The sequence below is a fragment of the Ensifer sp. ENS11 genome (assembly GCF_014851895.1).
Taxonomy (GTDB): domain Bacteria; phylum Pseudomonadota; class Alphaproteobacteria; order Rhizobiales; family Rhizobiaceae; genus Ensifer; species Ensifer canadensis.
In genome coordinates, this window is sequence record NZ_JACVAN010000034.1 from 1 (window position 1) to 21,241 (window position 21,241).

At 62.6% G+C, this 21,241-nt stretch carries 14 protein-coding genes and 2 pseudogenes; 5 read left to right on the plus strand and 11 right to left on the minus strand.

Annotated elements, in window-relative coordinates; genetic code table 11:
* Positions 1–468: 468 nt before the first annotated feature.
* The gene (locus IB264_RS32920; RefSeq protein WP_025428210.1) at positions 469–2,424 is read left to right on the plus strand and encodes a M23 family metallopeptidase; all 1,956 of its coding nucleotides are present in this window, start codon (positions 469–471) and stop codon (positions 2,422–2,424) included.
* Between the two features lie 131 nt (positions 2,425–2,555).
* On the opposite strand, the gene clpB is transcribed toward IB264_RS32920, so the two are convergent.
* Both clpB and IB264_RS32930 read right to left on the minus strand, forming a co-directional pair.
* Positions 2,556–5,162: an ATP-dependent chaperone ClpB gene (clpB, locus tag IB264_RS32925; RefSeq protein WP_025428211.1), complete on the minus strand. Its 2,607-nt coding sequence runs from the start codon at positions 5,160–5,162 to the stop codon at positions 2,556–2,558.
* A gap of 302 nt (positions 5,163–5,464) precedes the next feature.
* Positions 5,465–6,472: a saccharopine dehydrogenase gene (locus tag IB264_RS32930; protein WP_025428212.1), complete on the minus strand. Its 1,008-nt coding sequence runs from the start codon at positions 6,470–6,472 to the stop codon at positions 5,465–5,467.
* A gap of 248 nt (positions 6,473–6,720) precedes the next feature.
* Here IB264_RS32930 and IB264_RS32935 point away from each other — a divergent pair, with 248 nt between their 5' ends.
* A complete protein-coding gene (locus tag IB264_RS32935; protein ID WP_057210220.1) occupies positions 6,721–7,302 on the plus strand; it encodes a TetR/AcrR family transcriptional regulator in 582 nt (193 codons plus the stop codon).
* A gap of 293 nt (positions 7,303–7,595) precedes the next feature.
* On the opposite strand, the gene IB264_RS32940 is transcribed toward IB264_RS32935, so the two are convergent.
* The 5 genes from IB264_RS32940 to IB264_RS32960 form a co-directional block, all read right to left on the minus strand.
* Positions 7,596–8,264, minus strand: coding sequence for a DUF4167 domain-containing protein (locus IB264_RS32940; RefSeq protein ID WP_025424536.1), 669 nt, complete (start codon positions 8,262–8,264; stop codon positions 7,596–7,598).
* Positions 8,265–8,596: 332 nt separating this feature from the next.
* Positions 8,597–9,466, minus strand: coding sequence for a peptide chain release factor N(5)-glutamine methyltransferase (gene prmC / locus IB264_RS32945; protein ID WP_025424537.1), 870 nt, complete (start codon positions 9,464–9,466; stop codon positions 8,597–8,599).
* A 5-nt stretch (positions 9,467–9,471) separates the two neighbouring features.
* Positions 9,472–10,554, minus strand: coding sequence for a peptide chain release factor 1 (gene prfA / locus IB264_RS32950; protein WP_025424538.1), 1,083 nt, complete (start codon positions 10,552–10,554; stop codon positions 9,472–9,474).
* Between the two features lie 71 nt (positions 10,555–10,625).
* Positions 10,626–12,893 carry a phosphoenolpyruvate--protein phosphotransferase gene (gene ptsP, locus IB264_RS32955; RefSeq protein ID WP_025424539.1) on the minus strand — a complete coding sequence of 756 codons (2,268 nt, stop codon included), beginning with the start codon at positions 12,891–12,893 and terminating at the stop codon, positions 10,626–10,628.
* Positions 12,894–12,983: 90 nt separating this feature from the next.
* Positions 12,984–14,258, minus strand: a complete 1,275-nt coding sequence (locus tag IB264_RS32960; protein WP_025424540.1) for an aspartate kinase — start codon at positions 14,256–14,258, stop codon at positions 12,984–12,986.
* A 704-nt stretch (positions 14,259–14,962) separates the two neighbouring features.
* Here IB264_RS32960 and IB264_RS32965 point away from each other — a divergent pair.
* Entirely contained in the window at positions 14,963–16,495 is a 1,533-nt protein-coding gene (locus IB264_RS32965; RefSeq protein WP_025424541.1) for an ABC-F family ATP-binding cassette domain-containing protein, read from the plus strand.
* Between the two features lie 91 nt (positions 16,496–16,586).
* A pseudogene (locus IB264_RS32970) lies at positions 16,587–16,795 on the plus strand (molybdopterin-binding protein).
* A 4-nt stretch (positions 16,796–16,799) separates the two neighbouring features.
* Here the strand turns inward: IB264_RS32970 and IB264_RS32975 are convergent.
* From IB264_RS32975 to IB264_RS32990, 4 genes and pseudogenes are all read right to left on the minus strand, one after another.
* Positions 16,800–17,313, minus strand: a pseudogene (locus IB264_RS32975) (SAM-dependent methyltransferase).
* Positions 17,314–17,327: 14 nt separating this feature from the next.
* On the minus strand, positions 17,328–18,104 hold the full coding sequence (locus tag IB264_RS32980) for an ABC transporter ATP-binding protein (protein ID WP_057217344.1): 777 nt from the start codon (positions 18,102–18,104) through the stop codon (positions 17,328–17,330).
* Positions 18,101–19,129: an iron ABC transporter permease gene (locus IB264_RS32985; RefSeq protein ID WP_025424544.1), complete on the minus strand. Its 1,029-nt coding sequence runs from the start codon at positions 19,127–19,129 to the stop codon at positions 18,101–18,103. The genes IB264_RS32980 and IB264_RS32985 overlap by 4 nt, the downstream gene beginning before the upstream one ends.
* Positions 19,126–20,163: an iron ABC transporter substrate-binding protein gene (locus IB264_RS32990; protein WP_025424545.1), complete on the minus strand. Its 1,038-nt coding sequence runs from the start codon at positions 20,161–20,163 to the stop codon at positions 19,126–19,128. Before IB264_RS32990 ends, IB264_RS32985 begins: the two co-directional genes overlap by 4 nt.
* A 339-nt stretch (positions 20,164–20,502) precedes the next feature.
* Here IB264_RS32990 and IB264_RS32995 point away from each other — a divergent pair, with 339 nt between their 5' ends.
* Positions 20,503–21,231, plus strand: a complete 729-nt coding sequence (locus tag IB264_RS32995; protein ID WP_025424546.1) for a bifunctional 2-polyprenyl-6-hydroxyphenol methylase/3-demethylubiquinol 3-O-methyltransferase UbiG — start codon at positions 20,503–20,505, stop codon at positions 21,229–21,231.
* The last annotated feature ends 10 nt before the right edge of the window (positions 21,232–21,241 follow it).

The window sequence follows — 21,241 nt, forward strand, 5'->3', positions numbered from 1 at the left end:
AAAACTTCCCGCCGAAACTCGCGTCCCGACCAATCAGCATCCGCCAATCAAGGAAACCTTAAAACGAAGGACATCGTCGCCAGCAGCGCCGCCGCCCTCGTTCAGTGATCGGGCTTATAGACCCCACACATCGAACACGTCAACAGGCAATTTCAAAATAAATGACAGTTTTCTGACAAAGCCCGGAAATGCGGGCTTTTCACTCCGAAAAAACTTTCGGACGCCTCCGAACGGCCTGTGGAGACACATTTTGGCCCTTACTTCTTCACAATCCACCGATCTAAGCGAAATTATCGGTGCGTCACGCGGGGGCGCCTGGGGAACGCGGATGCACATATTATAGGGTGTGCACCCCCTCACCTGTCCTCCCCTCATGGATTTGACTCCCGTGTGCGAAAGATGCACATCTTCGCGCAACGTATCGCCTGCAAGAATACGGCAAGACAAATCAGGGGCCCCCAGCTCGGAATGATCACCGACAAGAAAATGGTCCGGTCGCTCGGCGACCAACCGCCGATCCTTGCGGACGGCCGGCGCGCACCGGACAGACGCGAGATTTCGTTGCGCTGGCTTTCCGGCACCTTCCTGACCGGCATCACCTCCAGCCTTCTTATGGGCGTCGCGCTTTTTGCAGCGCTTGACGGTCGCCAGCAGCTGGCAATCCCGGCCGAAGCCTACGCAGCACTCGACGCATCGAACGGCGGCAACGCCCCAGTCAATGCCAAGCGCGGCAGCCGCATCCTTTCGCCCAACATCGTTGCCAAGCCGGCTGACAAGACCGTCATGGAAGTCTCGACGATGATCCATGACGGCGAGAAGGAAGTGGTGCGCAAACAGCCCTTCGTTCACGTCAAGATGGCGCTTGCCGCCAACCACCAGGTTTCCGACAGCTATCCGGACTTCGATCCGCTGGCGATCTTCTCCACCGACGACGCCGATGCCGAACCGCAGGTCGCGCGTACCGGCACGCTCTACGGCTCCAACGTCGATTCCGAAGTGGCGCTGAAAACGGTCGATTTTCCGATCAAAGGCTCCAGCCTGACCTTCGACAACTCGATGTCTCTCGACGAGGTCGAGGAGAATGTTCGCACCAACGGTTCGGTCCTGACCGAGGGCAGCACCCAGGTCGCTTCGCTCTTCTATGTTGACCCGCAGCGTTTCGCCTCCGATAGCGACGGTCTCGATCTTCTCCAGGGCCTGACCGCACGCATCGTCGAGCAAAACAAGAGCGATGCGGCTTACGAGAGCATCAACGAACAAAGCACTGAGTATGCCGACGACATCATTCCGGTGCGCCGCAAGACCGACATCGCGACCGCCATGGTCAATGCCGGCTACGCCAAGGCGCAGGCCGAAGATGCTGCCGGCTATATCGGCGAAGCGCTCGGCGCCAAGGAACTCAACGACGGCGACGTCCTGCGCATCGGCATCATCCAGAAGGGCGAAGAAGCCCGCATCGTCCGCGCCACCATCTATTCGCGCAACCGCCATGTGCTGACGATGGCCGTCGACGACAACGGCCGCTTCGTTCCCGGCGCCGAACCGCCCAAGCTCGACGCGGTCGCGACCGCCTTCGACGACAACGGCACGCCGACGATCACCAGCACCCACGATTTGCCGCGCGTCTATGACGGTATCTATCGCGCCGCGCTCTCCTACGGCATGAACGCCGACATGGTCGGGCTCGTCGTCAAGCTGCTCGCCAGCAATGTCGACTTCCAGGCGCAGCTGAAGCCGACGGATTCGCTCGAAGCCTTCTTCTCGGTCACCGACGATCGCGGCTTGGCGACGGCGGATTCCGAACTGCTTTACGTCAAGGCGAAGTTCGGCGATGCCGAGACGACCTTCTACCGTTTCCAGGATCCGGACGACAATTCGATCGACTACTTCAACGGCGAAGGCAAGAGCATCCGCCAGTTCCTGCTGCGCAACCCCGTGCCGAACGGCCACTTCCGCTCCGGCTTCGGCATGCGCCGCCACCCGATCCTCGGCTTCTCGCGTATGCACACCGGCGTCGATTGGGCGGCCCCCCGCGGCACGCCGATCATCGCCGCCGGCAACGGCACGGTGGAGAAGGCTGGCTGGGATTCCGGCGGATACGGCAACCAAACGCTGATCCGCCACGCCAACGGTTACGTCTCCTCCTACAATCACCAGAGCGCGATCGCCAAGACCGTCAAGGCCGGGGCGAAAGTGGTTCAGGGCCAGGTGATCGGCTGGGTCGGCACGACAGGTCTTTCGACCGGTCCGCATCTGCACTACGAGCTGATCGTCAACGGCAACAAGGTCGATCCGCTGCGCATCCGCCTGCCGGGCGGCAAATCACTGGGTGGTGACGCGCTTGCGAAGTTCGAGAAGGAACGCGACCGCATCGACGAGTTGCTGAACAAGGACGGCAACGGCAGCGAAGTGGCCAGCAAGTAGCCAGTGAGATCCCCCCTTCGTCGACGGCTAACGCTTCGAGAGGCGGTCACCGCGATCCCCACAGCAACAGAATTCCTAGGCATGAACGAAAAAGGCCGCCCCGAAGGGCGGCCTTTTCAAGTTTCTGCGGTTTAGGCGGCTTCTCTTTCCGAGCCGGCGCCACGCTTGAAGTTCAGGCGGTCGGAGCCGGCAAGAACCTTGATAGTGGATCCATCCGGGAACTCGCCCTGAAGGATCTTCTCGGCCAGCGGATCCTGAAGATACCTCTGGATCGTCCGCTTCAGGGGCCGAGCGCCATAGGCGGGATCGTAGCCCTTTTCGGCCAGGAACGTCCGGGCGTCATCTTCCAGTTCCAGCGTGATCTTGCGCTCGGCAAGCAGCTTGAGCAGCCGTGCGAGCTGGATATCGACGATCGCGCCCATTTCCGAGCGACGCAGCCTGTGGAACAGGATGATCTCGTCGACGCGGTTCAGGAACTCCGGCCGGAAGGCCGACTTGACGACGTCCATCACCTGGTCGCGAACGACATCGCTGTCCTCGTCTTCGCCAAGGCCGGTCAGATATTCCGCACCCAGGTTCGAGGTCATGATGATCATCGTGTTGCGGAAGTCGACGGTGCGACCCTGACCATCGGTCAGGCGGCCGTCGTCGAGCACCTGCAGCAGCACGTTGAAGACATCCGGATGCGCCTTCTCAATTTCGTCGAACAGCACGACCTGATAGGGCCGGCGGCGGACGGATTCGGTCAGCGCTCCGCCTTCCTCGTAACCGACATAGCCGGGAGGTGCGCCGATCAGCCGGGCAACGGAGTGCTTCTCCATGTATTCCGACATGTCGACACGCAGCAGCGCGCTCTCGTCGTCGAACAGAAAGCGGGCGAGCGCCTTGGTCAGCTCGGTCTTGCCCACCCCGGTCGGGCCGAGGAAGATGAACGAGCCGATCGGCCGGTTCGGATCCTGCAGGCCGGCACGGGCACGGCGAACGGCACGCGATACCGCCTGGACGGCATCGCCCTGGCCGACGACCCATTTCGCCAGTTCGTCTTCCATCCGCAGCAGCTTGTCGCGTTCGCCTTCCAGCATCTTGTCAACCGGGATACCGGTCCAACGCGAAACCACATGGGCGATGTTGTCGGGGGTGACGACCTCCTGCACCATCGGATTGGCGTTGGCGTTCTCCTGGCTTTCGGCGTCGGAAAGCTCTTTCTCGAGCTTGGGGATGACGCCATAGGTCAGCTCTCCGGCGCGCTGGAACTCACCCTTGCGCTGGACGATCGCCAGTTCGTTACGGGCTTCATCGAGCTGCTTCTTAAGGTCGGCGGCGCGGCCAAGCTTCTGCTTTTCCGCCTGCCAACGGGCCGTCAGCGCCGATGCCTGCTCTTCGAGCGAGACCAGATCGAGCTCGAGCTTTTCCAGCCGGTCCTTCGACGAGGTGTCGGTTTCCTTCTTCAGCGCTTCGCGCTCGATCTTCAGCTGCATGATGCGGCGATCGAGTTCGTCGAGCTCTTCAGGCTTGGAATCCACCTGCATGCGCAGACGCGAGGCCGCCTCGTCCATCAGGTCGATCGCCTTGTCCGGCAGAAACCGGTCGGTGATGTAGCGGTTGGACAGCGTAGCGGCGGCAACCAGCGCGGAATCGGAAATCCGCACCTTGTGGTGCTGCTCGTATTTTTCCTTCAGGCCACGCAGGATCGAGATCGTGTCCTCGACTGTCGGCTCCTCGACCATCACTGGCTGGAAGCGGCGGGCAAGGGCTGCGTCCTTCTCGACGTGCTTGCGGTATTCGTCGAGCGTGGTCGCGCCGACGCAATGCAGCTCGCCGCGCGCAAGCGCAGGCTTCAGCAAGTTGGAGGCATCCATCGCCCCTTCCGCCTTGCCGGCACCGACCAGCGTGTGCATTTCGTCGATGAACAGGATGATCTCGCCGTTTTCCGCCTGCACTTCGTTGAGCACGGCCTTCAGCCGCTCTTCGAACTCGCCGCGGAACTTCGCGCCTGCGATCAACGCGCCCATGTCGAGCGCCATCAGCCGCTTGTCCTTCAGGCTCTCCGGGACGTCGCCATTGACGATGCGCAGGGCGAGGCCCTCGGCAATCGCCGTCTTGCCGACGCCGGGCTCACCGATCAGGACCGGATTGTTCTTGGTCCGGCGCGACAGCACCTGAATCGTGCGACGGATTTCGTCGTCACGGCCGATCACCGGGTCGAGCTTGCCTTCGCGCGCATCGGCCGTCAGGTCACGGGCATATTTCTTCAGGCTGTCGAACCCCTGCTCGGCATTGGAACTGTCGGCGGTGCGGCCCTTGCGAATATCGTTGATGACTTGGTTGAGCTTGGTCGGCGTCACGCCGGCCTTCTTCAGGACGTCGGCCGTGGCAGCAGAGCTTTCGATCGCCAAGGCCACCAGCAGGCGTTCAACGGTGACGAAGCTGTCGCCGGCTTTCTTGGCCGCTTCTTCCGCACTCGAAAAGACGCGAGCGAGCGGCTGCGACAGATAGACGGAACCGTTGCCGCCGGAAACCTTCGGCAGTTTGGCGAGTGCAGCATCATTGCCGGCGCGCGCTTCGCGCGCGTCGCCGCCAGCCCGCTCGATCAGCGAAGCGGCCATGCCCTGGTCGTCGTCGAGCAGCACTTTCAGCACATGCTCGGGCGTGAACTGCTGATGTCCCTGCGCCAGCGCATAGGTCTGCGCCGATTGCAGGAAACCGCGCACGCGTTCGGAATATTTCTCGATATTCATACTTTACCTCCATAGCCCACCAGGCCCGTCACGCGGCACCCGCTGGTGTTTCAGGATCAGGTTCCCGCATTCGGCGAACCTGTCATCGGGCGTCGATCCACACCTTGCGCGGGATCAACACGTCCGAAGCGAATATGGGGCAGCGAATTTCGAAATTAAAGGGCTGATTGCATGTCGCAATTAGGAAATCTTGCGAAGGACGAAAACGGCCACGCGTCTTTACGATGCGCGGCCGTCGGCTTTTGGATGCAGGGCATTGCCGTGCCGCGTCGGGCGAACGCGCTGCGGCTGCGGCCCTGAGATCAGCGATCGGCAAACGACGTGCCGAACTCCTTCATGCGGGAGACGTAGTAAGCGGGCTCGATCAAAACTTCCGGCAGGTAGAGACCGGCCTTTGGCGCTTCGCCCCCGGACAGACCGAGCATGCGCTCGACCGCAAGCGCGACGCCGAGCGCTGTCAGCGGGGCCTGGCCCTGCGGATGCACGATCTCATGCCGGCGCGAGACCCACTCTCCGTCTTTCGACTGCCCCTCGATCTCGAGCGTGATCTCCGTCGAAAATGGCTCGCCGCGCCGCCGACTGGCAGAGACGCTGTAGGCAAGATCCAGCCGGATCTCCCTGGCGCCGGTACGTGTGGCCAGCGCCATGACGTCGAAGGGCGAATAGGCGGCAGCATCAAGCTCGACACCATCGACACTTTTGTAGCGCGCGCTTGCTTCCTGCCCGCTCGCCCAATGCAGCTTGCCGTCCTTGACCGTCAGCGATGCCGGCGCGTTGCCGGTGATGCGGTTGTAATCGGCAAGTGCCGCTGGCCCGCCCATGTCCTCCTCATCGAGCAGGACGCCGATACGGATCGCGTCAACGGTCTCGTAGGACGAAAGCGCTTCGAGCACCGGGAAGATCGCAGCCCCGGCAAGCCAATGGCTGGCGAGCAGGATCGGCGCCTTGTCCGGTGCATGGATATACTGGGCAACCTCGGGCCCGATCTCGAACGTTCCGCTGGAGAGGCTGATATACGGTATTCCCCTGCCCTGCGCATATCGCATTGAGGTCAGCCTTTCGTCCTTGACGAAGATCACCACGGCGCTGAAGGCGTCCTTGTCGTCAAGACCGAGATCGGCGCGGTCGAGATCAACACGCACACCGGTCGCTCCACCGACCTCGCTCGCGACGGCCTGCGCCCGGGAAAGATCACGACCGCCGATTGCCAGCGGCAGATCGGGATGCAGCCTGCGGATCGCCTTCGCCGCCTGCGACCCGACGACGCCCGAGCCGCCGATGATCAGCACGGGTGAGAACTTGCTCGACATGTTCATATCTCCTAGACGGAAAGAAGGTGGCATTTTGCCAACCTACGATTAGTAAGTTACCATCGGTAGATAAGTAGCAAACGCGCCCCGTCAAGGGATTGGGATATTTTATCGCCTAGAGCGCCGCGCGTCTTATTAGACGCGCAAAGGTCGCTGTAGCACTTTGAATGGCTGCATGCTTTGATCCTTAAATCGAATAGGATTTAAGGAAACATGCGGCAGTGTGGACGACCCGAGGAGAGCAGCCGATGGAGAAAACGGCGATCAGGAAACTAGCCAAGCCCGAACGGCGTGCCCAGCTCATCGAAACCTCCAAGGAAATTTTGCGGGAATGCGGCGCGGACGCCCTCACCCTCGGCCACCTGGCCGAGCGCGCCGGCGTCAGCAAGCCGATCGCCTATGAGCACTTCGGAACCCGCGAGGGGCTGCTGATCGCGCTTTCGCGCGAGATCGAGGAGCGCCATACCGATAAGCTGAAGAAAGCGCTGCTGGACGCCCCGGCCGATCTTGCATCCGTCGCCGGCATCATCAGCGCCGTCTACATCGGATGTGCCGTCGAAAGCGGTTCGGAATGGCAGGCGATGTCAGGCGCCCTGCGTGGCAATGCCGAGATGGACCGCGTGCAGCAGGAACTCGCCGATGACTATGTCGCGCTCATCGGCGCAGCCATCGCACCTTTCTCCACCCTCACCGAAGATGATCTGCGCCTGCGTTGCGCGGGCATTGCCGGTGCTGCGGAGGCGATTGCCCGGGAGTTCGTCCGGGGGCGAACGACCGAGGACGATGCGGCCACCAATCTCGCAGCCTTGATTGTCAAAGCTGTCGGCTGATGGACAACGCCAGAAGCCGGCGATCAATGGAGCGTGCGGCACGGGACGATCGCCAGCCCTAGCGATTATGGTGCGCTTCAGCGTCCGCAGTCTTCCGAGCAAAATTCCGGCAACAAAAAACCCGGCCGCAGAGCGGACCGGGCTTTTGATGTTCGCTTCTGCCGCGCCGCATACGCCGCCCAACTGCATGTTTCCTTAAATCCTATTCGATTTAACGATCAAAACATGCAGCCATTCAAAGTGCTACAGCGACCTTTGCGCATCCAATAAGACGCGCGGCGCTGTAGGAAGACTTACTCGGACTCAGCCAGTGCCGGCGCTTCCGGAGGCGCGTCGCCTGACGCTTCGCCTTCATCGGCTGCAGTGCGGCGCGGACGGCGCGGGCGCGGCGCGCTGCGGCGACGCGAGGCCGCACGGCCGGAAGCCGCTGGCGTTTCTTCTTCCATAGCCACTTCGGCCGGCGTGCCTTCGATGACGGGCTGCGGGCCCGAACCGTCGATCACCGGCTGCTGCTCGATAACGACAGGAGCGGGAGCGGCTACAACGTGGACCGGCGCTTCGTCGGCGTAGCCCTGATCCAGATCGTCCTGATCCTGATCCTGATCCTGGTCGTTGGCGTCCTGCCCGCGGAAATCCTGGCGTTCTTCGCGCTGGAAGCGATCCTGCATCTGCGCCTGTGCGGCTGCAATGATGCGGTTGTAATGCTCGGCATGCTGAAGGTAGTTTTCAGCGATGACACGGTCGCCGGAGCTCTGCGCATCACGAGCAAGTGCCGAGTATTTCTCGGCGATATGCTGCGCGGTACCGCGAATCTTCACGTCCGGACCAGAACTATCATAGGTCCGCGTCAGGGGATTTGATCCCTTGCGGTTATGATTGTTGTTATTTCCACTGTTGTTATTGTTGTTGTTATTGTTGTTATTCCGCCCGCGGCCGCGCTTGTTTTGCTGTCCTGGCCTCATAGTACATTCACCCGAATTCTCTTGATAATGATGATCATGTGGTTTCGTCTTCCGGCCGGATCTGTCCGCGCCCGACAGAGCGTGCGCCGGTGAGCCCGCACATTGGCGGCTTCGGCGCCGACTGGCGTCAAATTAACAGGTACCTGCACAAGGCACTGTTGAACCCTAGCAACTCTTTCTTGAGAGCAATCCCCGTGGCCAGGTCATACCGGAACGAATCTTAGGTCCATGACCATCTGCCCAGTGCGCGGGCAAACTAGCCCGCTTCCTCTGGGATTCCAAGCCCTTTCTTTGCGTCAGCAAGAAAGAAGATGCGCCAGTGCAGCATTTTTTCAACGGTCGAAGCTACGCTCAAAGATCAGAACCCGGTCGTTGCCGCCCAAATCCTTGGCTTCTTCGCGCAAACGGAAGTTCTCGGCACTAAACAATGCCGCAACCGCCTCTTTCTGATCGAAACCGATTTCCAAGCCTATCACGCCGTTTGTCTCAAGATGATGACCGGCCTGAAGGGCGATGGCACGATAGGCATCAAGGCCGTCGTCTCCGCCATCGAGCGCTGCGGCAGGATCGTGCAATCGCACCTCCGGCTCAAGCTCTGCGACGACATTGGACGGTATATAAGGCGGATTTGAGACGATGGCGTCGAAGCGACCCTCCACCTTGTCGAACCAGTTGCTGCGCACAGCCTCGAAACGACCCGAAAGGCCAAGCGCCTCGGCATTTGCGCTCGCCGTCGCCAACGCGTCCTCAGATATATCGGTAGCCGTTCCGCGCGCTTCAAGAACCGTGGCAAGCAACGCCAGGCAGATCGCCCCGGTGCCCGTGCCGAGATCGACGAGCCGGCAGCTGCCCTTCGTTGCAACGGTGCGGCGCAGATACGGGATCATGCGATCGACGAGCGTTTCCGTATCCGGCCTCGGCTCCAGCGTTTCACGCGACAGCTTGAGCGGCAGGCCAAAGAACTCCCGCTCGCCGAGAATGCGGTAGACGGGTTCGCGCGCGCTCCGCCGCTCGACGGCAGCCCTCACCCTGGCAACGTCGGCCTCCGTGACCAGGTCCCTGCCGCGCGTCACGACATCGGTCAACGAAAGCCCGAGCACGCCCGAAACCAGATGACGCGCGTCGAGCGCAGCGTGTTCGATGCCGGCGGCCGTCAGGCGATCCCGGCTTTCCACCACGAGGCGCGCGAGCGTGGCCGTCATCGCCATCAGCCCCGCTGCTCGCCCAGAAGAGCCAACTGGCTCGCCTGGTAATCGGCCAGCAGCGCATCGACCACTTCGTCGATTTCGCCCATCATCATCCGGTCGAGCTTATAGAGCGTCAGGTTGATGCGGTGATCCGTAATGCGCCCCTGCGGAAAATTGTAGGTGCGAATGCGCTCAGAGCGGTCGCCGGAGCCGACCTGGCTCTTGCGATCGGCCGAACGCTCGCTGTCGGCGCGCTGGCGTTCCATGTCATAGAGCCGCGAACGCAGCACCTGCATCGCCTTGGCGCGGTTCTGGTGCTGCGACTTTTCCGAACTTGTGACGACGAGGCCGGTCGGAAGGTGGGTGATGCGCACGGCGGAGTCCGTCGTGTTGACGTGCTGTCCGCCAGCACCTGACGAGCGCATGGTGTCGATGCGGATGTCCTCGGGCCGAACCTCGATGTCGATTTCCTCGGCTTCCGGCAGTACGGCGACGGTTGCCGCCGAGGTGTGGATGCGTCCGCTCGCCTCGGTATCCGGCACGCGCTGAACGCGGTGCACACCCGACTCGAACTTCAGCCGCGCAAACACGCCGCGGCCGGAGACGGTGGCGATGATTTCCTTGAATCCGCCGGCTTCACCCTCGCTCGCCGAAAGCACTTCGACCCGCCAGCCCTTGGCCGCAGCGTAACGCTCGTACATCCGGAAAAGATCGCCGGCAAACAGCGCTGCCTCCGAACCGCCGGTTCCGGCGCGGATTTCGAGGATAGCGCTCTTTTCGTCGGCTGCATCCTTCGGCAAGAGCAGGATCTGGATTTCCTGCTCCAGCTGCTCGATTGCCTCGACGACCTCAGGCTTTTCCATCTCGGCCAGGTCGCGCATGTCCTTGTCAGTCGTCCTGTCGGCCAACATGGCATTGATATCGGCAAGCTCGGCCGTCGCCTTCTCATAGGCGCGGATCTTGGTCACCACCGGCTGCAGTTCGGAATATTCCGACGCCAGCTTCACATAGACGTCGGCCGCTGGCCCCGCCGACATGCGGGCCTCGATCTCGCCGAACCGCCGTTCCAGTTCGCGCATTTTCTCAATGGGAAGCTTTGCCAAGTGTCACTCCAAATGCGCTACGCCTCGCCCGGATCATAGCCCGGACGAGGACAAAAGCGCTTCAAATCTATCTAAACCGGGATGCCGTTTGCCGCGGCGAAGTCGATGAGGATCTGGCGAACAGGCGTCGGGTCGCGGGTGTCGTCGAGCGCCGCGTTCAGTACCTCGCCGAGCTTGTCGGCATCGAGGGCCAGGAGCATCGCCTTGATCGGACCGACCGCCGTCGGCGACATCGACACCGAGCGGTAGCCGAGACCGAGCAGCGCCATGGCGGACAGTGGCTTGCTCGCCATCTCACCGCACAGCGTCACCGGCGTCTGATGTCGCTCGCCGCCGCGCACGATATCGCGCAGGATCCTGAGGAAGGGCCGGCCAAGCACGTCGAAGCGATCGGAAACGCGGGCGTTGCCGCGATCGACTGCCATGGCGAACTGGAACAGATCGTTCGAGCCGACCGAGACGAAGTCCACCTCGCTCATCAGTTCGTCCAGCTGCCACAGCAGCGCCGGCACTTCCAGCATGGCGCCGAACTGCAGCTTGCGCGGCAGCTGTTCGCCGAGCTTCGACTGACGCTCGATTTCCTTTTGCAAAAGCTCGCGCGCTTCCTTCAGCTCCGAGACCTCGGTCACCATCGGCAGCATCAATTTCAGCTCGAGACCGGCAGCCGCACGCAGCATGGCGCGCAGCTGAGTGCGCAGCAGGCCGGGCCGATCCAGCGAAAGGCGGATCGCCCGCCATCCGAGTGCCGGATTTTCCTCTTCCGCCGCGCGGAAATAGGGAACCACCTTGTCGCCGCCAATATCGAGCGTGCGGAAAGTCACCGGCTTGCCGCCGGTCTGCTTCAGAACGCTGCGGTAGAAGGCTTCCTGCTCTTCCGCCTTCGGCATCGTCGAGGCGATCATGAACTGCAGTTCGGTGCGGAAAAGGCCGATGCCCTCGGCACCCGCTTCGTTCAGATGCGGCAGGTCGACCAAAAGGCCAGCGTTCATCTGCAAGGTGATGCGCTTGCCGTCCTTGGTCAGCGGTTCGACATCCTTGAGCGCGCGGAACTGAGCCTGCCGGCGGGCGCGGAACCGTACCTTTTCCTCGTAGGCGCGCTGCAGGTCGGCCAACGGCCGCAGATGCACCTTGGCATCGTCGCCATCGATGATGACGGCATCGCGGTTTTCCGCAAGCGCGACAGCACCCGCCGCCTGTCCGACGACCGGAATGCCCATGGCGCGGGCGACGATGACCACGTGGCTGGTGACGGCCCCTTCCTCAAGGACCAGGCCGCGGACGTTTTCGCGCGGATAGTCGAGAAGTTCGGCGGCACCCATGGCCCGGGCAACGATCACCGCATCGGTCGGGAAGTCGCTCGCCGAAAGCTTGGCGCCATAGCCCGAAAGCTGGCGCAGCAGCCGGTTGGCGAGATCGTCGAAATCATGCATGCGCTCGCGCAAATAGGGATCGGTCAGCCGGATCATCCGCGCCTTGGTCTCGCTCTGCACCCGTTCGACGGCAGCTTCCGCCGTCAGGCCGTTGCGGATCGCCTCTTCCAGCTTCCGCACCCAGCCGCGGTCATGGGCAAACATGCGATAGGTCTCAAGCACCGCTCGGTGCTCGCCCTCCATCGACACTTCGCGACGCGATAGCATGTCGTCGATCGAGATACGCAATGACCCCAGAGCCTCGGCAAGCCGCTGCAATTCCTGGTCAGTATCCTCGTTCAGAAGATTGGTGACGACGATCCTCGGCTCGTGCAGCACGACATAACCGAGGCCGATGCCTTCGCCATAGCTGTTGCCGTCGATCGAGACCGGCCGGGACAGATCGAGTTCGAGGCCGGGCTTGGTGATTTTCTTCAACTCGCCGGTCGCCACCATCTCGGCGAGAACCATGGCGGTGGTTTCCAGCGCCTCGACCTCGTCTTCGCGGTAGTTGCGCATCGCCTTGTTCTGCACGACGAGAACGCCGAGCGCCCGACCCGTGCGCAGGATCGGCACGCCGAGGAACGAGTGATAGATCTCTTCGCCGGTTTCCGGCAGGTAGGTAAAGGCCGGATGCGCCTGGGCGTCGGACAGGTTGAGCGGACGTGCGGACGCGGCAATCGTGCCGACGAGGCCCTGCCCCATCTTCAACTGCGCCAGGTGGACGGCGGTCTTGTTCAGACCTTCGGTCGCGTAGAGTTCGAGCACGCCGTCGGAACGCAGCACATAGACCGAACACACTTCCGCGACCATGTTCTGTGCGATCTGGCGCACGATCCGGTCAAGGCGCTCCTGTGGCTCGAGCGGTTCCGCCATCAGTTCGCGCAACCGCTTGAGGAGAACGCGCGGACCTGCGGAAAGGTCTCTCATCGCGTGGGGTCCCCCGAAAAAGAGTAGACGACGGCGGCGGACGAATTCGCAGCCGAAACGGCCGCGAATCCCAAATCAGTCACCTGTGGGTTAACTCTTATCGAGACCGTAGGCGGAATGCAAAGTGCGAACTGCCAATTCGGCATAGGGTCCGTCGATCAGGATCGAGATCTTGATTTCGGAGGTCGTGATCGCCTTGATGTTGATGCCCTTGTCGGCGAGCGCACGGAATGCCGATGCGGCAACGCCGGCGTGGCTGCGCATGCCGATGCCGATGACAGAGACCTTGACCAGGCCAGCTTCCGACTGGATCACGTCGTAGCCGATCTTTTCCTTGTTGTCGCCGAGCACCCTCAGCGCCTTGTCGACATCGCCGGACGGAACGGTGAAGGTCATGTCGGTCTTCGAACCATCTTCCGAGATGTTCTGGACGATCATGTCGACATTGATATGGGCTTCGGCCAATGGCCCGAAGATCGCGGCGGAAACGCCCGGCCGGTCGGCAAGACGGCGCAGCGAAATCTGGGCTTCATCCTTGGCATAGGCAATGCCGGTTACGACTTCCTGTTCCACGATTTCTTCCTCATCACAAATCAGCGTGCCGGGCGGATTGAGAAGGTCACCCATGCCCGGCGCATCGGGATCCTCGAAAGACGAGCGCACGAAGGTACGGACCTTGTGCACCATGGCGAGCTCGACGGAGCGCACCTGCAGCACCTTGGCGCCGAGCGATGCCATTTCCAGCATTTCCTCGAACGCGATCTTTTTCAGACGCCGCGCCTTCGGCTCGATGCGCGGGTCGGTGGTGTAGACGCCATCGACGTCGGTATAGATATCGCAACGGTCGGCCTTGACGGCGGCGGCAATCGCAACGGCCGACGTGTCGGAGCCGCCGCGACCGAGTGTCGCCAGGCGGTTGTCCGGGCCAAGGCCCTGGAAACCGGCGACCACGGCCACCTGCCCCTCACCCATGCGGCGGATGATGTCGGCGCCCTCGATGTCGAGGATGCGGGCGGCGCCATGGGCGTTGTCGGTGCGGATCGGGATCTGCCAGCCCTGCCAGGAGCGCGCATTGATGCCCATCGACTGCAGCGCGATCGCCAACAGGCCCGAGGTCACCTGCTCGCCGGACGCTACGATGGCGTCATATTCGCGCGCGTCGTAGAACGGCGCATTGCTGCCGGCGACCTTGGGCATGTTCTGTACCCAGCCGACCAGTTCGTTGGTCTTGCCGGACATGGCGGAAACGACGACCGCGACCTCGTGGCCGGCGTCGACTTCACGTTTCACATGGCGGGCAACGTTGTGAATGCGGTCCAAATCAGCGACGGAAGTTCCGCCGAATTTCATCACGATGCGTGCCATTTCGCCTCTACCGGTACCGATGTTTGCGCGCGAGCGCGCGTGACAGGAAAGCGCTCCCGTCGGCGCCCGACGATCAAAAAGCTTGGGAGACTTCTCGGACATCGGCCAATCACCGCTTCGGGGAGCGGAAAGTCGCGGCGTCTCTTAGCGGATCGGGGGGCGAGGCGCAATGGCAAGAAGGTAGGAATAAGGCCTCCGTTCCAGCGAGCTGACCGCACGCCTGGCAACAATATTGCTGAACGACGTCGCCTGGCGCAACGAAGGCCCCACCAAAAGCGTTGCAGCTTTGCATCTAGGGCGGACAGCCGTGTTGGATCGCACTCCGCCGCCGTCACCCCGTTGAAAACTGCTCGCGTCGATGGTAAACACTCCGCGCAACTCGATTGTGAAAGGAGGGCTGCGTTGTGATGACTTTTTTCCGGCACCACCGCCAGCGTGGCCCCGTCAACGCCCTGCAGATGCGTTTGCAGGGCTGACCGGTACAATCGCTTCGCGTCCTCGCGAATCTTACTCCTGGTCTGCCCCAGTGTGGTGCGGCTGAAAACCGTTTCGGTTTGAACGCCCGCGCCGTTTTCCATACCGAGCCGAAGCGGCCCGAACACTGCACGATCGTGCATCGGGTCCGACACTCCGCCCAACCCGGCAGATGTATTGCCGCCCGCGGATGTTTGCCGTCGCTCGCGCAGTCCAGAGAACGAACGAACATGGCCTTGATCAATATCCGCAACCTCGCCGTCACCCTCAGCACGTCGCTGTTTTCCAATCTCAACCTTTCGATCGCGGCCGGCGATCGCCTCGGCATCGTCGCCGCCAACGGGCGCGGCAAGTCCACTCTGCTCCGATCGATCGGCGGCAGCTTCGAGCCGACGGCTGGCGAGATCACCCGCTCACGCGGCCTGACCATCGGCCATGTCGAGCAGAACGTGCCGGCGCAGCTGCTGCCGTTGTCGTTCCATGCGGCGGTTCTTTCGGCATTGTCGAGCGAGCAGGCGGACAGCGAAAGCTGGCGCGTCGATATCGTGCTCGATTCGCTCGAGGTGCCCGAAGCCCTTCGTGAGCGCGCCGTCGCGGACTTGAGCGGCGGCTGGCAGCGGCTGGCCCTCCTTGCCCGCGTCTGGGTCACGGATCCCGACGCGCTGCTCCTCGACGAGCCGACCAACCATCTCGACCTTGCCAAGATCGCCCGGCTCGAATCCTGGTTGAACGCGCTTCCGCGCGACGTGCCGGTGCTGATCGCCAGCCACGACCGCGCCTTTCTCGACGCTACCACCAACCGCACGCTGTTTCTGCGTCCAGACCAATCGCCCGTCTTTACACTCCCCTATTCGCAGGCGCGTGCGGCCGTCGATGAATTCGACGCCTCGGAAGAGCGGCGCTACCAGCGCGACATGAAGGTGGCGCAGCAATTGCGTCGCCAGGCGGCCAAGCTCAACAACATCGGCATCAACTCCGGTAGCGACCTGCTGACGATAAAGACCAAACAGCTGCGTCAGCGCGCCGACCGGCTGGAGGATGCGGCCAAGCCCGCCCACCAGGAGCGTTCGGCCGGTGTAATCCGGCTCGCCAATCGCGGCACCCACGCAAAAATCCTGGTGACGCTCGATGATATCCAGGTGGAAACGCCCGATGGCACTCCGCTGTTTCGCACGGGAAAACGCTGGATCTGCCAGGGCGACCGTATTGTCCTGCTCGGCGAAAACGGCGCCGGCAAGACAAGGCTGGTCAACCTCATCCGCACTGCGATCGAGGAGCCGGAGCGCGGACCCGAAACGCTGAAAGCCACGCCTTCCCTGGTGCTCGGCTACAGCGATCAGGCGCTCGCGGGTCTTTCGGACAAGGAAACGCCGCTTGTCGCCCTCTCCCGCCGGTTCTCGCTCGGCGATCAGAAGGTGCGTTCGCTGCTGGCGGGCGCCGGTGTCGGCATCGACATGCAGGACAAACCGGTCGGCCGGCTCTCCGGCGGCCAGAAGGCGCGTCTGGCGATGCTGCTGCTCCGCCTGCGCGAGCCCAACTTCTACCTGCTCGACGAGCCGACGAACCATCTCGATATCGAGGGCCAGGAAGCGCTGGAAGACGAGTTGATGAAAAACGAGGTCAGCTGCCTGCTGGTGTCCCACGACCGCAGCTTCGTGCGCAACATCGGCAATCGTTTCTGGTTGATCGAGAAGCGGCGGCTCGTCGAAGTGGAAGATCCCGAGGCGTTCTTCGCCGCGGCCGCACAAGGCGATGTGGCCTGATCGACAGGCGACGCGCGACTGCTGTGGCGCGTCGCCGTTTGACGGGCGTGCTTACCCCCTTAATCTCCGTGTCGAACCGGAGGAGCCACCCATGAAAATCAGCGCACGCAACCGCTTCAAGGGCAAGATCGTCGATGTCGTCAAAGGGGCGACGACCGCGCATGTGCGCATCGATCTCGGCGGCGGAGCCATCTGACGGCATCGATCACCAACGAAGCCGTCGACGAACTCGGCCTCAAGGTCGGCGGCGACGCCTACGGGGTCATCAAGGCTTCCGACGTGATGGTTGCGATCGACTGAGCAATCACGCCTTCTTGCAGTAATGGGTCGTGCCGGCATCGCCGGTTTCAAAATCACCAGGCTGCGGCGGTGCAATCGGCTTGAACAGCGTGCGATCGGGCTTCAGGTCGATGAGCGAGGCAATCGAGGCCGCGCACCAGAAGCACATTGTCTTCGACCGCCTCGAGCGCCACGATCGATGTGCCGATCGGGTTCGGCCGCACTGGCGAGCGCAAGGCGAAGGTGCCATGCGTCTCGCCATTGTTGGCGGGGCTCTGCAACACGAGGTCGCGGCGCGATCGATCGAGCCAATAGAGGATCTCCAGTCGCTCGAACCGCTCGATGCCCTTCAGCGCCTCGACCCAGGGCGAAAAGATCTCGATCCGGCAGATCGGCCCGTCATGGCGCCCCTGTCGCGGGCAGCCGAGCCTTGACGCCCAGGGCGTCGAAATGCGCCCGATGAAGGTCAGCCCTGCATCGGTTGCCTCCGGCGGCGTGATCGAGACTTCGTTTTCCCGGATTTCGTTTTCGCGAACCATCTCGTATTCCTTCCTCAGGCGTTGTTTCGTGGTGCGCAGAGGCGGGCGTCGCTGCCCGCAAGCGTGCCGATCACCACATCGATGTCGTAGAGCTGCTTGAGCGCGGTCACGGTCAGCACCGCATCGGGTGTTCCAAGCGCGACGATCCGCGATTGGAACACCAACGCCACGCGGTCAGCCACCCGAAACGCGTGGTCGGGATTGTGGGTAGACAGAACGATCGAAACGCCTTCGCCGGCAAGCTCCCGCACCCGATCGAGCACCCGCATCTGATGACCGTAGTCGAGGCTTGCCGTCGGTTCGTCCATCACCAGGATCGAAGGCTCCTGCGCGAGCGCGCGCGCGATCAGGGCGATCAGGCGCTCACCGCCGCTGATCTCGGTATAGGCACGGTTCGCCAGATGGTCGATGCCGAGCCGCTCCAGCGTGGCGGCGGCCACCTCGCGGTCATGGCGGCCGGGCGTTGCAAACAGGCCCACATGCGGCGCACGGCCCATCAGCACCAGTTCCTCGACCGTGAATGGGAAGAGCGCGGCATGCGCCTGCGGCACATAAGCGATGCGCGAGGCACGGTCGCGGCCGGACCAGGAGCCGATCGGCTGGCCATCCAGCCGGATCGTGCCTGCCCTCAGCGGAACGAGCCCGAGCAACGTCTTGAACAGCGTCGTCTTGCCGGCGCCATTCGGCCCGAACAGCACGAGTACCTCGTTTTCATCAAGCGTGAAGCTGATGTCCTGGCCGACAAGGCGGCTGCCGTAGCCAAAGGCGATCTGGTCGACCTCGAGCCTCATTGCCAGCCCTTTCGCCCTGATGCGAGCAGCCAGAGAAAGAACGGCGCGCCGACGGTCGCCGTCAGGATGCCGAGCGGTACCTCGATCATCGCAATGCTGCGCGCCAGCATATCGGCGACGAGCAGATAGGCGGCGCCGAGCGCCATCGACACCGGCAGCAACCGGACGAAATCCGGTCCGACGAGGAGGCGCGCCACATGCGGGATGACAAGCCCAATCCAGCCGATGATGCCGGTGACCGAGACGGAAGCCGAGGTGATCAGCGTTGCCGCCAGCACCAGCACGACGCGCAGCCGGCCGGTGTCGATGCCGAGCGCACGCGCTTCTTCCTCGCCAAGCGTCATGACGTTCATGCGCCAGCGCAGGAGAAAGAGCGGGATGATGCCGACGACAAGCGCGGGAAGAATGGAGACGACGTCGCCTGATGTCACCGAGGCTAGGCTGCCGAGCAGCCAATAGGTGATCGCCGGCAACTGATCATAGGGATCGGCAAGGATCTTGATCAGCGAGATGCCGGCACCCACGTGCGCACCGACCGCGATGCCTGCCAGAACGAGAACGAGCACCGGATCCCGGTTGCGGATCACTGTTGCAACCGCATAGACAGACAGCACGGCGATCAGCCCGCCGACAAAACTCATCAGCTGGATGACGCCGACCGGCAACGACAGGAAGATGCCGACAACGGCGCCGAAGCTGGCGCCGGCGGAAACCCCGAGAATATCGGGCGAAACCAGCGGGTTGCGGAACAGGCCTTGGTAGGTGGCGCCGGCTGCCGCAAGCGCCGCGCCGACGGCAAGACCGGCCAGCACACGCGGCAAGCGGATGTTCCAGAAGACCGTGGCCACCGTCTCATCACTGGGGGTACCGCCGACCATTGCCCAGATTTGACCGATCAGATCGGACAGGCCCGCGTCGAATTTGCCGACAGTCATCGACAGGGCGGAAAGCGACAGGAGGCCTGCGATCGCAACCAGCGACCGTGCACCGACCCACCCTCGCCTCAGAACGATCTGCTTTGTCATTGCGTTTCCGGCAGGGCACCTTTGACAAGCCTCGTGAGCTGCGCGTCATCAAGATCCACTTGGTAGAAGAGTTTGTAGAATTCCCGCGTCTCGGCTTTCAGGTCACCCTCGTAGAAGCCGCCATAAAGCAGTGCCTCAAGCCAGCGGACCCCGATCAGGCGGTTGATGCCGGGCGGCGAATCGAACCAGCCGAATGGCATCGACGGCGCGATGAACACCTGTCCCTTCTCGACCGCCTGCACCCTGCTCCACGCCGGATCTGTCGCGACCGCTGAGGCGAACTTCGGGCTCGCGGCGATGATCATCTCCGGGTTCCAGGCGAGCAGCTGCTCCGGCGAAACCTGAGTGAGACTGCTCTTGCCGGCAACGGCCGCGACATTGACTGCACCTGCGGCTTCGAGGATCTCAAGATTGATCGAGCCTGCCAGGCCCGTCTCCAGACCATCGGGGCCACGTCCGTAATAGACCCTGGGCCGCTCGTCGGCCGGTACTGCCGCTATCGTCTCGCCGAGTTCCTTCAGCGTTTCGTCGGCATAGTCGGCAAGTTTGCCGGCACGCTCTTCGGCTCCGAGCATCGCGCCGAGGCTGCGCAAGGTCTCGGCACTTTTGCCGAACGAACCGTCGATCAGCACATAGGGAATGCCGGTCTGGCTCTGCACCTTGTCGGCAAGCGAGGCATAGGTCGCGTCCACCGTGCCGACATCGATGATGACGTCAGGCTTGGCCGCAAGCACCGCCTCGATATTCGCCGTCCCGCCCTTGCCGGTCAGGCGGCCATAGGTCGGTAAACCGCGTACGGCCTCCATTAGGTAGGGCTTTTCGTCTTCCTTCGGCTCGCGCACCCAGCCGGCCAGCTTCTCCGGCGCGATGGCATAGACCAGCACCGAGGCCGGCGGACCGGCCGCCAGCACCTTGCCAATATGGTCGGGAAGCTCGACCGTGCGACCGGCCGCATCCGTGAAGGGTTTCGCCTGAACCGCAAGCGGCATCAGGGTAAGAAGGGCGCCGAAGGCACCGGCGATAGATCTGATCATGGTGAAGCCTCGGGATGGAGGTGCGGACGATGGTTCGGCGCGACTATGGCACAGCGTTATATCCGTTGGAATATCTCGATTGATAACCCGTCTCCAGCGCTAAGGTCTTTGCATTGCTTGAGAACCTTGACTAGGCGGCCCGATCGGGCGATATCGGACCCATGTGCGAACATGACGTCCATATCGTTGCGCGTTCGGCCGGCATCCCAATAGGCGGGATGCAGGGTGATAAAGCACGCTAACGAAAGAGCGTTCGCGCACCTGCAGCCTCGCCGGAAACGGACGGGGTTCTTCTTTTGACGGGTGCGCCGTCCATCGGCATTTTTGATGGAGAATGAAATGGCACAGAACATCTACGACAAACCGGAATTTTTCGAAGGCTACAGCCAGCTCGGACGATCGGTCCATGGCCTCGACGGCGCCGCCGAATGGCCGGCAATCCGCGCCGCCTTGCCGGATTTGCAGGGCAAGCGCGTGGTCGATCTCGGCTGCGGCTTCGGCTGGTTCTCGCGTTTCGCGCGCGAGCAGGGTGCGGCCCGCGTGCTCGGGCTCGACCTGTCGGAAAACATGATCGCCCGCGCCCGGCGCGACACGCCCGATCCGGCGATCGAATACGGCATCGCCGATCTCGATCATCTTGCGCTCGAAACCGGCACCTTTGACGTCGCCTACAGCTCGCTCGCGTTTCACTATGTCGAGAATTTCGACCGCCTGGTCCAGGCAATCTACGATGCGCTGGTGCCGGGCGCGCACCTGGTGTTCACCATCGAGCACCCGATCTACATGGCCTCGCTGAACCCTGGCTGGCAGGTCGGGGAAAACGGGCAGAAGCGCTGGCCGGTCGATCACTATTCCATCGAGGGCCAGCGCACGACGGATTGGCTGGCCAAGGGCGTGGTCAAGTACCACCGCACGATCGGCACCACGCTCAACGCCTTGATGCGCGGCGGTTTCGCCATCCGTCACGTCGAGGAGTGGCGCCCGACGCCGGCGCAGATCGACGCCAATCCGGATCTCGCCGAAGAGATGGAACGGCCGATGATTTTGATCGTCGACGCCCAGCGGTAGGGCAGACAGA

What these genes read in the sequence shown, in the direction of transcription:
- IB264_RS32965 (WP_025424541.1), top strand. Translation starts at nt 14,963, where the DNA reads ATGGCCTTGATCAATATCCGCAACCTCGCCGTCACCCTCAGCACGTCG.
- IB264_RS32960 (WP_025424540.1), bottom strand. Translation starts at nt 14,258, where the DNA reads ATGGCACGCATCGTGATGAAATTCGGCGGAACTTCCGTCGCTGATTTG.
- ptsP (WP_025424539.1), bottom strand. Translation starts at nt 12,893, where the DNA reads ATGAGAGACCTTTCCGCAGGTCCGCGCGTTCTCCTCAAGCGGTTGCGC.
- IB264_RS32935 (WP_057210220.1), top strand. Translation starts at nt 6,721, where the DNA reads ATGGAGAAAACGGCGATCAGGAAACTAGCCAAGCCCGAACGGCGTGCC.
- IB264_RS32940 (WP_025424536.1), bottom strand. Translation starts at nt 8,264, where the DNA reads ATGAGGCCAGGACAGCAAAACAAGCGCGGCCGCGGGCGGAATAACAAC.
- IB264_RS32985 (WP_025424544.1), bottom strand. Translation starts at nt 19,129, where the DNA reads ATGACAAAGCAGATCGTTCTGAGGCGAGGGTGGGTCGGTGCACGGTCG.
- IB264_RS32990 (WP_025424545.1), bottom strand. Translation starts at nt 20,163, where the DNA reads ATGATCAGATCTATCGCCGGTGCCTTCGGCGCCCTTCTTACCCTGATG.
- clpB (WP_025428211.1), bottom strand. Translation starts at nt 5,162, where the DNA reads ATGAATATCGAGAAATATTCCGAACGCGTGCGCGGTTTCCTGCAATCG.
- IB264_RS32920 (WP_025428210.1), top strand. Translation starts at nt 469, where the DNA reads ATGATCACCGACAAGAAAATGGTCCGGTCGCTCGGCGACCAACCGCCG.
- IB264_RS32980 (WP_057217344.1), bottom strand. Translation starts at nt 18,104, where the DNA reads ATGAGGCTCGAGGTCGACCAGATCGCCTTTGGCTACGGCAGCCGCCTT.
- prmC (WP_025424537.1), bottom strand. Translation starts at nt 9,466, where the DNA reads ATGACGGCCACGCTCGCGCGCCTCGTGGTGGAAAGCCGGGATCGCCTG.
- IB264_RS32995 (WP_025424546.1), top strand. Translation starts at nt 20,503, where the DNA reads ATGGCACAGAACATCTACGACAAACCGGAATTTTTCGAAGGCTACAGC.
- IB264_RS32930 (WP_025428212.1), bottom strand. Translation starts at nt 6,472, where the DNA reads ATGTCGAGCAAGTTCTCACCCGTGCTGATCATCGGCGGCTCGGGCGTC.